Source organism: Moorena sp. SIO3E8, assembly GCF_010692445.1.
Lineage (GTDB): Bacteria > Cyanobacteriota > Cyanobacteriia > Cyanobacteriales > Coleofasciculaceae > Moorena > Moorena bouillonii.
Window position 1 is genome coordinate 100,992 of record NZ_JAAHHM010000004.1, and the last position, 13,640, is coordinate 114,631.

The following is a 13,640-nucleotide window of genomic DNA, read 5'->3' on the forward strand; positions in this document are numbered from 1 at the left end:
GCTATAATACTTGCTATAAGTAATGAGAGTTCGGCAGCAGTTTTTGAGGTCTGATTCTGATTTTACAAACAAGCTTGTAGGGTGGGCAAAAACATTTTGGTTCACATGAGTCTTCTAGATAAGATAACTTTGCCCACCCTACTTTAATTGGTATTTTTTTGACTGCTCTCAATTTACGCTGAAACTCAGGAGTAAGTTGCACCTCAACTAACGGAGCGTCAGTCAATATCAATTCCCTCCCAGATTTGAGAAATGGGTAGGGTTTGTCCAGTCACAGCTTGCTGCCAAGATTTGCGAAAGCTTTCTGCTGAAAAGTCAGTATTATCGCCTTCTGGTATAGTTTTAATTTCTAGGGCATGGTTCTTTTGAATAATTGTGGATAGTATTTTGAGTAGTTCAAGCTGCTCTACTAATGAAAGCGACTGAGCAATGTTGACCGCTTCTTGAAGCTGTGATTTCATTAATCTCCTCTATTTATAATTTAATTGTCTACAGTCAAATAATAGAATATTCTTTACCCATTACCCATTACCCATTACCCATTACCTATTACCTATTACCCATCACCCATTCCCGATTCCCGATTCCCGATTCCCGATTCCCGATTCCCGATTCCCGATTCCCGATTCCCTAAATTGGTAACTCCTTACCTGCAACCGTCAAGCCTTCAGTTACCTCCAAATTGCCGTTAATTTTAAGAGTTTTTGATGGATTGAGAGGGGACAATTCGATATCACCTTGATCAGAAATATTAAGGCGTAAAATTTCCTCTCCCTTCATCGTGATCACCAACCCCGCCTTTGCCTCTGAGACATCCAACACCAGCTCATCCTTAATCGTGATTCCCTTCTCAGCCACCAGGGGTCCGGTTGCCGTTACGTTGTTATTCGTTTCTAGGGAAATACCATCCTCTTGATGTAAACAAATTAGAGCATGACCAGGACTTTTTTCACCATTCTTTTTACCATGAGGACATTGCTCATCTGTCCCCTCACACCAACCATTTTCATCAGGTTCCTCAATGGGGCTAGGCATATCATAAGGACAGACGAAAATTTTGAGGTAAACAGGATGGTCTCCTTTTAGATCTTGAATTGAGCCATTTAAAAATTTATAATCGCTATTTGCCCCTTTGATTCTAACCATTACCCCACCTTGGTATTTCTCGCCTTGGCCTGAATTGAATTAATCTTCTCTGTTGGCACCATCACCGGACAGGGAGCGCCGAGGTTACCCACATGGGTGTGGGTACTCAGAATAATATCGTCACTATCACCAACCGCATTAGCCGGTAACCGTCCACCAACTTGTACAGAAGCCGTACTTGCATCCCCAATCTTGATCGAACCTACACTTTTGACGGTGACATTAGAGCTAGCTGCATCAATGGTGATGCCCCCACTTTCAACTTTAATCTTGCAGGTGCCGTTATCAATAGTGATATTACCACCAGATAAAGCCACGGTACATTTTTCGTTTTTCAGGGTAGCATCTCCTCCTTCCAGGGTGACATGGCACTTTTCGTTGGTGAGATCAATTTTTTCATCATCGACAGTAATCACCTGTTTCTCATTTTTACTAGTAATAGTAACTACCCCCTCCTGATCAATTTTCAAACTACCCCCGTCTTTCGGGTTATTTTGTAGGTAGAATTCCTTTTCCTTGTTGACAGGGGGTTGGTCTTGGTCATTGTAGAGCCGACCAATAATCACAGGAGCATTGAGATTACCCCCAATAAAGGTAACCAACACCAAATCCCCAACATTGGGAATATTAACCAGTCCTAAATGGGGGGTTGCTACTGGCACTTTGCGCAATTCAAAGTCTTTGCCGTCTGGCTGTTTCTTGTTCTTTAACTTGACTGAACATTGGTAGTTGTCCTTGTCACTCTCAGAGGTATGGGGAAACACCGCTGTCACAATCCCCAACTCAGTAGTGTAAACTTTACGTGCTTCCTGCCGAGCAACCTTCTGCATTACTCCAACAATCGAGTCTGTCACACTTCCTCCCAATCAATTACAGTACAAAAACCACTACGGCGATTGAGACGGTGGCTCACTCCCGTGACTTTGAAGCTACCATTCAGGGTAGCCATCGGCATTTTTGACACCTTGATCTCATCTCCTAGCTTGACATTAGCATTACCTAGCACCTTAATTTCACCCCGTTGCTTCTGGCGCTGCTTAGCCAAAACCGCCTCAGCCATTTTCTGAGCAACTGCCTGGGTACGAGCTGTGGGGTCAGTCAGTCGTAGAGTCGTAAAACCAGAACCGGAACCAGCAGTACCCTTAACCTCTTTTTTCGTAAGCCAAGAGTAAGCCCAATACGGTTCGGTTAAGCTTGAAAAGCATGTAAACTGGTAATTGTCATCAAGGTGCGAAGGGCAAAATGCAACTCAAAGAATTCTCCTTGGTTGTACCGAAGATTGAATCAGGTACAGTACTCAAATGATGCCCATCCCTGGTAGAGGTACCAATGTCAATGGTTCCTACAACGAGGAGCCGGGTGAAGGGAAACTTTCACGCCCGGTTTTGAAGACGAGTCAGTGAGGTGACTCACTGGCTTAGTTTAATGGGGTGCGCTTGTCTCCCCCCGAGACTAATTACTGATTCTATTAAAAGAGTCTATCTGGTGCTGTTGACCGCTGATCGGATGCTTTACTTGACAATTTTTACTGTTTGTGTTAAGAACTGCGCCTAGATTAACCCGGTCAGAGGAACTAGCGATCGCCTTTGGCGGAAGCTTCGCTTCATCGCGTAGCGTGACCTTTGGTCAATCGCATTTGGCAGAACCTGACTTTGCTCCTGCTGGTCTACCAGTTGCTGCCACCAGTTTTGCAGCTGATCTAGATTGTTTCCGTAGCACGCTAATGGGTTTTGGTCTTGGAGCTCCTGATGCATTAGAGCATAAAGCTTCCGCTGATAGACACTCATGTAGATTCACCTCAACAGCTGATCCCAAGTTAGCAGCTGAGCAGGAGGACTAGTGTAATTCTGATGCGAATGACGAAAATTGCTATGTTGACTTCTTTCAGAAGTCGGGAACAGGGAATAGGGAATAGGGAACAGGGAATAGGGAATAGGGAACAGGGAATTAGAGGGAGGGAATCAATATCAGTGGAGTGGGCATCCTGCCCGCCTGGAAATGAAACAGGCAAGATGCCTGTTCCACAGCCAGATGCACGTTCCAAGTATATAGCACTACGCATTCAGATAGCGGACATTTCTAAACTCCTAAACCTAGTCCTAGCTTACTTTTGACTTCTGACTTTTAACTTCTGACGCTAAGCGTAGCGCTATATCTTGACGGAGTGTATCAAAAAGGGTTAATTAGCTCAATGACCTCTAAACGAATTCCTGCTAAGTTTTATAAAACTGAATCTAATCACGAACCTGTCCGTGATTGGCTCTTAAGTTTGGACAAGGAGGAACGGCGGTTAATTGGCACAGACATCAAAACTGTTGAGTACGGCTGGCCTATTGGTATGCCTACCTGTCGCCCGATGGGAAATGGTTTATTTGAAGTCCGTACTAACTTACCTAATGGCCGCACTGCCCGCGTTCTTTTCTGCATTCATAACAATCAAATGGTTTTGTTACATGGATTCATCAAAAAGACCGAAAAAACGCCCAAACAAGAATTAGCTTTAGCTAACGCACGAAAACGCAACTTATAAACGAACAATGAATAATAATCCTTATATTGGTTCTTCCTTAGATGCACTTTTAGAAGAAGATAACATCCTTGCTGAAGTTGAAGCCGTAGCTCTCAAACGAGTTTTAGCTTGGCAAATCGAACAGGGGATGCTTGAAAAAGGACTGACTAAAACTGAAATGACCCAGGTCATGAAAACCAGTCGTGCAGCTTTAGATAGTCTTTTAGATCCAAACAACACCTCTGTAACCCTGAGCACAATTGAACGGGCAGCTAATGCACTCGGTAAGCGGTTACAGCTTCAATTAGTTGATAGTGAAGTGTAAGCTTGCCCACGCTATCTGCCCTTCCTTAGGGCAGGGTTGTTTCTGGGGTACTACTAAAATTTGATTGGTGGGGAGATAGGGAAATAGGAAGATAGGGAGATAGGAGGAATTAAAGCGAATCAAAAGGTATTTTTAACCTTAAAAAACCCCTCTTCCCTACTCCCTACTCCCTACTCCCTACTCCCTACTCCCTTAACAATCGCTATACCTTAGCCTCTTCTTTCACTAACTTATCCCAACCCAAATCCTTGAGACTGTTATTACGACGTAACGGACGAGTTGCCAATTCCAGAATGTCTCGGGCATTAGTAAAGCCGTGCATTTGAGCAAAGGTAAACTCAACGGACCACTTAGTATTAATTCCCCGTGCTTCCAAAGGATTAGCATGAGCCATACCGGTAATTACCAAATCCGGCTCCAACTCATAAATCCGCTGAATCTGGTTGTAATTGTCTGGCTTCTCGATAATCTTAGGAGTTGGTACACCCATTTCGTGGCAAGTCTGTTCTAACAGAGCTAACTCCGCTTTCTGATAACGCTTATCCATGTAAGGGATACCGATTTCATGGCAAGTCATCCCGCAACGAACGAGGAAACGAGCTAACGAAACTTCCAGCAAGTTATCCCCCATGAAAAATACTGACTTACCACGCAACAGCTGGATATAATCCTCCAAGCTTTCCCAAATTTTAGCTTCCCGTTCTGCCAAGCCTTTTGGTTCAATACCAAACACAGAACACATTTTCTCTATCCAAGCCCGAGTGCCATCCGGACCAATGGGGAAAGGTGCGCCAATTAATTTACACTTGCGGCGGCGCATCAGAGTAGTAGCGGTGCGGCTGAGGAAGGGATTCACCCCAGCAACATAGTAACCTTCTTCTATTACTGGCAATTCCGTGTAACGCTTAGCAGGCAACCAACCAGACACCTTAATCCCCTGCTTCTTCAACTCTAGGGTGAGGTTAGTCACAACCGGGTCAGGTAGGGAGCCAAACAACACTAGGGGTGGATGATCCGCATAGTCTGACTCTTCCGCAGCCACCTCTTCTTTCTGGCGTCCAAAGTTGAGGAGTTTTGCGATCGCATTCCGTTCTTGTTTCTCCTCTTCCACCTGGGGTGCTTCCTTCGGACACTTGTGAGCCATAGCGGCCAATACTGTATCTTCACCCTGGGTGAAAGCATAGTCTAAGCCATTAGCACGAGCCACCACAATCGGAATCCCAATCTCAGATTCCAGCTTGGGAGCCAAGCCTTCCAAATCCATCTTGATAATTTCGGTAGTGCAGGTACCAATCCAGACAATCACACTAGGATTGCGATCGCGTTTAATCTGCAAACACAACCGCTTCAGTTCCTCGTAATCATTGAGCTTAGCCGAAATATCCCCTTCTTCCAACTCCGCCATCGCATAGCGTGGCTCAGCAAAAATCATCACCCCCATCGCATTTTGGAGGAAATAGCCACAAGTCTTAGTACCAATCACCAAAAAGAAGCTATCTTCAATCTTTTGGTAAAGCCATGCCACGCAGCTAATCGGGCAAAAGGTATGGTAATTCCCAGTTTCGCACTCAAAATCTAGGGCTTGAGGGGTTTGAGCAACAGTCATTTAAAATTCTCCTCTCCTGGTTTCTCTCGTCGGTTTTAAGGGTTGAATGTTAAAGGGTTGAAGGTTTTAAGGGTTGAAGGTTTTAAGGGTTGAAGGTTTTAAGGGTTGAAGGTTTTAAGGGTTGAAGGTTTTAAAGGTTGAAGGTTGAAGGTTGAAGGTTGAAGGTTATTTGGTTGAAGGTTATTTGGTTGAAGGTTGAAGGTTGTTCGCGTAGCGTGGCCAAAGGCCAAGGTTAGTTGGTTTAAGGTTTAAGGTTATTTGGTTTAAGGTTATTTGGTTTAAGGTTTACTGTTAACTGTTGAATGGTTTCAGGTTTACTGTTATAACTTTCAACCTCCAACCTCCTAAATTTCAACCTCCAACCTCCTAACTTTCAACCTGCTAACTTTCAACCTGCTAACTTTCAACCTGCTAACTTTCAACCTCCTAACCTTCAACCTCCTAACCTTCAACCTTCAACTTCCTAACCTTCAACCTTCAACCTCCTAACCTCCTAACCTTTGCTTACACCATCATCAGGTCTAATTCTTCTTCCTCAGTCACTGCTGGGGTTTGAGGATTGAGGTAGAAGTCAGACAGCAAAGAGAACAACTCCCGGTCTGGTGCATCTTGAGGTACAACCCCCTCAGGCTGTGCCAGAATTTGGTCAGCAATATTGAGATAGTATTGGCAAACCGGTTCCAGGCTAGGGTCAGTTTCTGCCATTTCAAAAATCGTTTTGCCCTTAACCCGAGAGACACGAATGTCCTCAATTAGTGGCAGAATTTCCAACACTGGCATGGGCACAGCTTCGACATACTTATCGATTAAATCGCGCTTAGAGGTGCGGTTGCCAATCAGACCAGCCAGACGCAGCGGGTGAGTGCGAGCTTTTTCACGAACAGAAGCAGCAATCCGGTTAGCAGCGAACAACGCATCGAAACCGTTATCCGTGACAATCATGCAATAGTTGGAATAGTTCAGGGGAGCAGCAAAACCACCACAGACGACATCACCCAGAACGTCAAACAGAATCACATCGTACTCATCAAAAGCATTCAGTTCCTTGAGCAGCTTGACAGTTTCACCAACTACATAGCCACCGCAACCAGCACCAGCCGGGGGACCACCAGCTTCTACGCAATGAACACCACCATAACCTTTGTAAATCACATCTTCAGGCCAGACATCTTCGTAGTGGTAATCCTTTTCCTGAAGGGTATCAATAATGGTAGGGATCAGAAAACCAGTCAGAGTGAATGTGCTGTCATGCTTCGGGTCACAGCCAATTTGCAGCACCTTGCGACCCCGCTTAGCTAGGGCAACTGAGATATTACAGCTAGTTGTGGACTTACCGATACCACCTTTTCCATAAACTGAAAGTTTCACCTTTAGTTATCTCCTGTTTCAGATAAAAATTCTTCTTTTGTCTTTGCCCCTAAGCCAGCCGAAAGCATAATTGCCAAAATTATGCTTGCTTGATTTATCTCAGGCACTAGTTAAGCGAGGGACCCTAAAGCCAGCGATAGATTGCTTGGCTTTCGGCGCTTATTGCATTATTCACCAACTGCACTAGAAAATACAGGGTTTTTTTGATCGATCTAGCCTTTAAATTAGCTTAAATCGATTTTTTTGAGTTTAAGCAATTATCTCAAGCAATTTAAATCTTATTTATTAAATTTAATATTTAAATAACTATTTTTATAAAAAAAATTATAAAAAAGTATTACAATAAACAAAAATATTAAATCACCAGGGTGAAGTAAGGGGGGGTACTACTCAAAAAGTCCCCTAAGTTTGGGGGATTTATGGGAAAATGGGTAAATCCTGTAAGAGTTAACGTTGCTCACCATAGACCATGGCTGGGCAAAATCATCCATACCCACCAGAAGCCATAGGCGGGTCTAGCTATTCAGATTTTTTGTAAATAATAATTAAATTTTTTCGGAGCAATCACGGCAATATTCTCGATATAGCGCCAGTCTAGTAAGAGAATTTGAAAGAGGTAAAAAGAATTGGGAGTCGGGAGTCGGGAGTCGGAACCCACCCCTAACCCCTCCCAGGAGGGGAACGGGAATCGGGAATTGGGAATCGGGAAAACTGATCTGATTCCCCATCTCCCCATCTCCCCATCTCCCCATCTCCCCATCTCCCCATCTCCCTATCTCCTCTGATACAGGTTAAATCTGTATTAAGCTCAAGCCCCTACAGCTTCCTTAGCGGCATACATCACTTCAAGAGTGATTTCACTAAAGCCACGCTCACGAGCAAACTTCTCAGTATTGCGCTTTACTTTACCGCGAACAAAACCAGGCACCTTATTCAGTTCTGCTTTAGCGTCCTTACTCCAGTTCAGGTCAGAATCAGCAGAGATCCCCTTGGTAATCACTTCCTTGGTATCATGACCACCAAAGATTTCCAACAAGTGGTCTTCCATACCCAAGGTGAAGGAATTGTAGACCAAATCAGCAATTTGGTTAGTACCTTCGTAACCCATGAAGGGGCGATAACCGATGGGGAAGTTTTGGATATGAATGGGAGCAGCAATCACACCACAAGGAATATTCAAGCGCTTACCAACGTGCCGTTCCATTTGGGTACCGAAAATTGCAGCAGGTTCAATTCGTGCGATCGCATCCCCAATCTGACCATTATCATCACTGATCAGGATCTCATCACAGTATTCGCTCACCTGCTCCTTGAACCAATCTGCATCATACTTGCAGTAGGTACCAGCCAGCACCACATGAATACCCATCTCCCGTGCCAGAATCTTGGTCATAGCGGCAGCGTGGGTATTATCTCCGAAAACCACAGCCTTTTTACCCGTCAAGTTTTGGCAGTCGATGGAGCGAGAGAACCAGGCAGCTTGAGAAACGTACAGGGTTTGGTTGTCGATGTACTCTTCGTAATCGACATTAGCACCTTGACCATTAAGGATTTCCTGAATCTTACGGATACAACGAGCAGTTTCCACCACACCCAGAGGAGCAATATCGACATAGGGCATCGAGAACTCTTCTTCCAGGTAACGGGCACTCATCAAGCCAATTTCCCGATAAGGCAACAGGTTAAACCAAGCCCGAGGTAAATTTTTCAGGTTGTGGACAGACGCTCCCTCTGGGATGACTTCGTTAACTTCAATACCCAAATCAGCCATCAACCGCTTCAGTTCAGTACAATCGTGTTGATTGTGGAAGCCAAGGGTAGAAATACCAATGATGTTCACCGAGGGTTTTGCAGTTTTGCCCTCTGGCAGCTCACCCTTCTTGCGGGCTTTGTTGAGGTAGAACTGAACAATTTGATCTAGGGTGCGGTCAGCCGCTTGTAATTCATTGACCCGGTAGTGGTTCACATCTGCCAACATCACATCAGCCTTAGCATCCATCTGAGCCCGGTTTACGAAGTTCTCCAGGTCTTCTTGTAGGATACTGGAGGTGCAGGTGGGGGTGAGCACAATTAGATCAGGGTTTACCTCCTGATCCTTGCGGGTGATATTGTCCACCACTTTTTCCTGAGAACCTCTTGCTAGCACGTTCCGGTCAACAATACTAGCAGTTACCGGAGTGTAATCCCGCTCTCGCTCTAGCATGGAGCGCATCACGTTGAAATAGTCATCCCCTAGGGGGGCATGCATAATAGCATGGACGTTCTTAAAAGAACTCGCAACGCGCAGTGTGCCAATGTGGGCAGGACCTGCATACATCCAGTAAGCCAATTTCATATCCTATTCTCCCTTGTTAAAAGATTAAGCATTAAGCATCAAACATCAATCATCAAACATCAAAAATTAAGCATTAAGCATCAATCATTAAGCATCAATCATCAAAAATGTAACAATTTTATGGATTTGTTACTCAGCAACCAAGAGAGTTTCAGCCTTCAGCCTTCAGCCTTAAGACCTCTCGTGATTTAGATTTTCTCAGAAGTCCGAGGTAATGACTATCCTTAGGGATAAGTGTTCTTTCCCTGGTATCTAATTCGCCAAATCCTCTTGCCAAGCTAAACATATCGATTAGGGATATAAGAGAATCTGAATCAAATTGCAATTATTCTTAATTTTTAGTTACAGGGAGTAGGGAGTCGGGAGTCGGGAGTCGGGAGTCGGGAGTCGGGAGTCGGGAGTGTGGGGGAGATGGGGAGATGGGGAGATGGGGAGATGGGGAGTGTGGGGAGATGGGGAGATGGGGAGATGGGGAGTCAGATCAGTTTTTCCTCTTGCCTGTTCCCTGTTCCCTGTTCCCTGTTCCCTGTTCCGTGTTCCCTGTTCCGTGTTCCCTGTTCCGTGTTCCCTATTCCCTATTCCCTATTCCCTATTCCCTAATATGAAAACCACTAGAGCAAGCATAATAATGTCAAAATAATCACAACCAGTTTGTCTGAAGAGTCGCGCAATTAAGTAGCAAAAAAACGGGATAAAACGAAACGGTATTTAATATCACAAAATAGACATTGACATTTCTTTAGCGCTAGAGTATAATCGAGACAATTGACACAGAGTTTTGTGACGATGCCAAGAAAAGTAGGAGTAGCAAAAAGGAGATCGACTCAAATCGTCCCTGTGGTGGGGATAACCAAGTCGGTTGAAATTGAGTTGCTGTCTACTATGAAAAAGTTAGGCATTGTTAGATCTGAGTCTTACAACAAATTAGGTAGCATCAGTCACTGGAGCCTTGACTGGAAAAAGGCTATCCCGGAAGTGAAGAGCTTCAGGACTCCCGATACCTTGGGGCTACCTGCTAAGTTAATGGATTGGACTATTAATGATGTAGCGAAAGCCATTACAGCGAGCCAGGCGGCCTGTACCGATGCGGTAATCAAGAAAATCTACAAACGATTTCCGGGGAAGGACAATCAAAAGACCAGAAAAGAACTTTGCAAACAGCTTAAGACCTTAGCTTTTCAGCGATTACCACTTCTTCACAGGCTTGTTATAAAGGAGTTTAAACGAGGGCACTCTTGGGTCAAAAACCAGATAGTTTATCAACAAGTAGGTTATAACTGCAAACGACTCTCTCGTAACACTTACCAGTTAGAACTAGCTGGATTACAAAAAAGAAAAAGAAACAAAATAATTGTTAGGTCTAATCGGAAAATAAAAGGACAGATTAGATTAATCCATAATCAAATCCTGCAAAGGTTTGAAGTTCACTTCTTGGTAGATCATGGAACGGTCGTTGTGCCCGGCAACCGCCGCTCTATTGGGATAGACAAAGGATACACAGAGGCTTTCTATGACTCAGATGGTCAAGCACATGGAAAAGAATTAGGGAAAGCTACTACTAAAAAATCGGTTCGCGTAGCGTGGCCTTTTGGCCATCGTATTTGTAACAAAAATCGCCAAAGAGGAAAACTCTGGGCGTTACATAAGAAGCTAAAAAAAATAGACCAGGCTAAGTCAGCTCGTCTTCTGGAAAATAATCTCACCCGGAAAACAGAAAATAAACGCTACAGACAAGATCAATCAGTATTAAAGGCGATCATAGGAGCCGCATCCAAATCTCTGTTTAACGGAGAGTCATTAAAAGTTTTTTCAGAAGATTTAACACGAGAATTTAAAAATAAACGCCAGTCCAAAGCGGCATCCCGCAAACTTAATAGTTGGATGAAGGGGGAAATGCGGGACTCTATACAGAAATGGGCTGATTGGACTGGTTCAGTCGTGACAGAAGTTCAACCTAGCTACACGTCGCAAGTTGACTCCAGGAATGGAACCCTTCTCGGGAAAAGGACTGGGGACAATTTTACCGGATTTGATGGGGTCGTGTTACAGGCTGACCATAATGCTGCCACAAATGTCCTTAGCAGAGGTACGGATAAGGACATCACCCGGTATATGAGTAAAGCCGAGGTGCAGGCAGTATTATTGCGCCGTACTGCGCGTTTCTTGTGCATGAATGGGATTGAGTCTGCTAGATGCAGTTGAGCTTGGTTGCCTTGATTGTAAACATGAGCTTTGCTCAGGCTTTCAAGCAACTCCTCATCGAGATGTGAGGAACGTCCAGACAGATGGGTGGAAGGTTTAACTCCAATTACTGCATGACCACTCCTCACTCGGACAGCAATAAATTGAACCTTGACCGTTTGATGCGGGTTTATCCTAATTAATGACGGTTTAAGAGTATCTCCTCATGGAATGGCATATAACTGATGCCCAAAGTCTGGCAATTATTGACCGTGAAATAGGCGAGCATGTCTTTTCACCAGCAGAATACGAGATTGTGCGGCGGGTGATTTATGCCACAGCCGACTTTGAGTATAAGTCTCTGATTCATTTTTCTGAGCGGGCATTACAAGCAGGAGCAGCTGCTCTCGCTGCTCGTAGCACCATTGTAGTAGATGTGCCAATGGTACAAGTGGGTATCACTCCCCACATTCAAGATACCTTTGCTAATCCAGTGTATTGCAGCATGGAAACCCTCACTCGTCCGCAAAAAGAAAAGACTAAGGCAGCCTGGGGGATGCAAACCTTAGCTAGACGCTATCCAGAAGGAATTTTTGTTATTGGTCAAGCTCAGACAGCTTTGACAGTATTGGTGGAGTTGATTGAGGCAGAGGAAATTCGACCAGCCTTGGTGATTGGGGTACCTGCGGGATTTGTAGAGGTGGATGTGGCTAAATCTCGGTTGAGGGATTCTTTAATTCCCCACATTCGGATTGATGGTCGTAAGGGTTCTGCGGTAGTGGCGGCTGCTATTGTTGATGGCTTAGTAGACTTGGCTTGGCAAGCCTACGGCCAGGATGATATTGATCTCTCACATGCCTAAAAGGGCGTTGCCCAATTGTGGAATGATTGAGAATAATGGCTAATCGGTAATGGGTAATGACCTTCGGTCAGGCTCATTGACCAAAACCCTCCGTTGGTGATCGATAAAAATTTGGTTAAGATCCTGTCAGCAACGGTTTAGCAAAGGGATAAGGATGGCAACTGCGGTTAAACTAATAGCTCCAGGTTTTTGTGTAAAGTACCCGAAAACCCCTTGGAGTGTGATATATGTCGAAGATGCTTCAGGCAAGTTTCATTTCCGCCTTAGTAGTCGAGACTTCAAATTTGAACCCCGCGATCGCTACCGTTACCCAACTCATGAGGCGGCTAAACGGGCAGCATTGTGTTTTCTGGAATTACTCAAACGTATAGAGCGATCGCGGATGCGCATGAGCATTCTGCTAGAAATTGGTATTCTTAAATTTCCCCAACAGACCTATCACTCCTATGAAATCTGGTTATTGATTGATCGCACTCGCTATAGTTGGGAGGCAATAACGCCCAATGGTTTTTGTTTCCGCTCCCAGCGCTGGTACAAAAGTCCTAACACCCCGATTCTTAAAGCCAAGAAACATATAGACCGGGAGCTGGCGATATATCAAATCAAAGATGTGGTTGGCTGGGTTTAGTGACTATAGCATTTATCAAATAGGTGAGGTACACAAGTTGTGGATTTTAGGGAACAGGGAATAGGGAATAGGGAACAGGGAATAGGGAATAGGGAACAGGGAACAAAGAATAAATCTTGTGTACCTTATGAATAAGATAAATGAATATTATTACCGCTATCCTTAAAAAGGACGAGTATCAAAACACTTATGCCCAATTGTGCCATCAGGAAAGAAGTAAAGAGGACAATACGGTAATTCTATGCGTATGCTCTCAAAGGTTATAGGCTCCTGCTCCGGTTCGTCATTATTCGGCCAACGAATCCTGCGACTTTTACCACCGACAACATCAGCCATTTTATGATCACTACTGTCAGAGACAAAGCTGTCACTTTCTCACCTCTCGGTGAACCCTAAATCAGAGATTTCCATGATAACTATATATCCAATTAATTTTTATTAATTCTTGATATCAAATTCTCCCATGGCTAATATAAAAGTCTTGCCATATTGGCCATAAGTTAAAAAAATTGAGAATCCTCAACTACCAATTAATTAAGGGAATCGGGAATCGGGAATCGGGAATCGGGAATCGGGAATCGGGAATCGGGAATCGGGAATCGGGAATCGGGAATCGGGAATCGGGAATCGGGAATCGGGAATCGGGAAACGGGAATCGGGAATCGGGAATGGGGAACAGG

Annotated in this window: 19 protein-coding genes; 7 read left to right on the forward strand and 12 right to left on the reverse strand. The window is 44.4% G+C overall.

The genetic code is table 11. From position 1 onward, the window contains the following. Nucleotides 1-218: 218 nt before the first annotated feature. Nucleotides 219-461, reverse strand: a complete 243-nt coding sequence (locus tag F6K46_RS03360) for a hypothetical protein (RefSeq protein WP_075899936.1) — start codon at nucleotides 459-461, stop codon at nucleotides 219-221. On the opposite strand from F6K46_RS03360, the gene F6K46_RS03365 reads away from it, so the two are divergent. After that, entirely contained in the window at nucleotides 452-634 is a 183-nt protein-coding gene (locus tag F6K46_RS03365) for a hypothetical protein (protein WP_293055337.1), read from the forward strand. The genes F6K46_RS03360 and F6K46_RS03365 overlap by 10 nt on opposite strands. Here F6K46_RS03365 and F6K46_RS03370 read toward each other — a convergent pair. The 5 genes from F6K46_RS03370 to F6K46_RS03390 form a co-directional block, all read right to left on the reverse strand. Next, complete coding sequence (locus tag F6K46_RS03370; protein WP_293024002.1) at nucleotides 631-1,146, reverse strand: hypothetical protein; 516 nt, start codon at nucleotides 1,144-1,146, stop codon at nucleotides 631-633. The two genes, F6K46_RS03365 and F6K46_RS03370, sit on opposite strands and share 4 nt — an antisense overlap. Then, nucleotides 1,146-2,000, reverse strand: coding sequence for a phage baseplate assembly protein V (locus F6K46_RS03375; RefSeq protein ID WP_081431195.1), 855 nt, complete (start codon nucleotides 1,998-2,000; stop codon nucleotides 1,146-1,148). The genes F6K46_RS03370 and F6K46_RS03375 overlap by 1 nt, the downstream gene beginning before the upstream one ends. Then, nucleotides 1,997-2,206 carry a hypothetical protein gene (locus F6K46_RS03380; RefSeq protein WP_293055339.1) on the reverse strand — a complete coding sequence of 70 codons (210 nt, stop codon included), beginning with the start codon at nucleotides 2,204-2,206 and terminating at the stop codon, nucleotides 1,997-1,999. The genes F6K46_RS03375 and F6K46_RS03380 overlap by 4 nt, the downstream gene beginning before the upstream one ends. A 490-nt stretch (nucleotides 2,207-2,696) precedes the next feature. Beyond that, complete coding sequence (locus F6K46_RS03385) at nucleotides 2,697-2,933, reverse strand: hypothetical protein (protein ID WP_293055341.1); 237 nt, start codon at nucleotides 2,931-2,933, stop codon at nucleotides 2,697-2,699. 29 nt (nucleotides 2,934-2,962) lie between these two features. Then, nucleotides 2,963-3,208, reverse strand: coding sequence for a hypothetical protein (locus F6K46_RS03390; RefSeq protein ID WP_293055343.1), 246 nt, complete (start codon nucleotides 3,206-3,208; stop codon nucleotides 2,963-2,965). 129 nt (nucleotides 3,209-3,337) lie between these two features. Between F6K46_RS03390 and F6K46_RS03395 the strand changes: the two genes are divergently transcribed. Beyond that, nucleotides 3,338-3,676 (forward strand): type II toxin-antitoxin system RelE/ParE family toxin, encoded by a 339-nt coding sequence (locus tag F6K46_RS03395; RefSeq protein WP_075896501.1) that lies wholly within the window; start codon nucleotides 3,338-3,340, stop codon nucleotides 3,674-3,676. Nucleotides 3,677-3,683: 7 nt separating this feature from the next. Next, nucleotides 3,684-3,980 (forward strand): Fis family transcriptional regulator, encoded by a 297-nt coding sequence (locus tag F6K46_RS03400; protein WP_293055346.1) that lies wholly within the window; start codon nucleotides 3,684-3,686, stop codon nucleotides 3,978-3,980. A gap of 202 nt (nucleotides 3,981-4,182) precedes the next feature. Here F6K46_RS03400 and F6K46_RS03405 read toward each other — a convergent pair whose 3' ends face one another. The 5 genes from F6K46_RS03405 to bchB form a co-directional block, all read right to left on the reverse strand. After that, complete coding sequence (locus F6K46_RS03405; RefSeq protein WP_293022906.1) at nucleotides 4,183-5,586, reverse strand: ferredoxin:protochlorophyllide reductase (ATP-dependent) subunit N; 1,404 nt, start codon at nucleotides 5,584-5,586, stop codon at nucleotides 4,183-4,185. Between the two features lie 98 nt (nucleotides 5,587-5,684). Continuing rightward, on the reverse strand, nucleotides 5,685-5,816 hold the full coding sequence (locus tag F6K46_RS03410) for a hypothetical protein (protein WP_293055348.1): 132 nt from the start codon (nucleotides 5,814-5,816) through the stop codon (nucleotides 5,685-5,687). A 274-nt stretch (nucleotides 5,817-6,090) separates the two neighbouring features. Further along, nucleotides 6,091-6,954, reverse strand: a complete 864-nt coding sequence (bchL, locus tag F6K46_RS03415) for a ferredoxin:protochlorophyllide reductase (ATP-dependent) iron-sulfur ATP-binding protein (protein WP_070391049.1) — start codon at nucleotides 6,952-6,954, stop codon at nucleotides 6,091-6,093. Nucleotides 6,955-7,477: 523 nt separating this feature from the next. Further along, complete coding sequence (locus F6K46_RS03420; RefSeq protein WP_293055350.1) at nucleotides 7,478-7,714, reverse strand: hypothetical protein; 237 nt, start codon at nucleotides 7,712-7,714, stop codon at nucleotides 7,478-7,480. A 48-nt stretch (nucleotides 7,715-7,762) separates the two neighbouring features. Next, the gene (gene bchB / locus F6K46_RS03425; protein WP_293055352.1) at nucleotides 7,763-9,289 is read right to left on the reverse strand and encodes a ferredoxin:protochlorophyllide reductase (ATP-dependent) subunit B; all 1,527 of its coding nucleotides are present in this window, start codon (nucleotides 9,287-9,289) and stop codon (nucleotides 7,763-7,765) included. 411 nt (nucleotides 9,290-9,700) lie between these two features. Here bchB and F6K46_RS03430 point away from each other — a divergent pair, with 411 nt between their 5' ends. The 4 genes from F6K46_RS03430 to F6K46_RS03445 all read left to right on the forward strand — a co-directional run bounded on the left by F6K46_RS03430 (nucleotide 9,701) and on the right by F6K46_RS03445 (nucleotide 12,960). Next, the gene (locus F6K46_RS03430; protein WP_293055354.1) at nucleotides 9,701-9,889 is read left to right on the forward strand and encodes a hypothetical protein; all 189 of its coding nucleotides are present in this window, start codon (nucleotides 9,701-9,703) and stop codon (nucleotides 9,887-9,889) included. Between the two features lie 186 nt (nucleotides 9,890-10,075). Continuing rightward, on the forward strand, nucleotides 10,076-11,491 hold the full coding sequence (locus F6K46_RS03435) for a zinc ribbon domain-containing protein (RefSeq protein WP_293055356.1): 1,416 nt from the start codon (nucleotides 10,076-10,078) through the stop codon (nucleotides 11,489-11,491). A 205-nt stretch (nucleotides 11,492-11,696) separates the two neighbouring features. Further along, nucleotides 11,697-12,332 (forward strand): precorrin-8X methylmutase, encoded by a 636-nt coding sequence (locus F6K46_RS03440; RefSeq protein ID WP_293055358.1) that lies wholly within the window; start codon nucleotides 11,697-11,699, stop codon nucleotides 12,330-12,332. Between the two features lie 154 nt (nucleotides 12,333-12,486). Further along, nucleotides 12,487-12,960, forward strand: a complete 474-nt coding sequence (locus F6K46_RS03445) for a hypothetical protein (protein WP_293055360.1) — start codon at nucleotides 12,487-12,489, stop codon at nucleotides 12,958-12,960. A 162-nt stretch (nucleotides 12,961-13,122) separates the two neighbouring features. Here the strand turns inward: F6K46_RS03445 and F6K46_RS03450 are convergent, their stop codons facing one another. Continuing rightward, nucleotides 13,123-13,296, reverse strand: a complete 174-nt coding sequence (locus F6K46_RS03450; protein WP_293055362.1) for a hypothetical protein — start codon at nucleotides 13,294-13,296, stop codon at nucleotides 13,123-13,125. Nucleotides 13,297-13,640 lie beyond the last annotated feature (344 nt).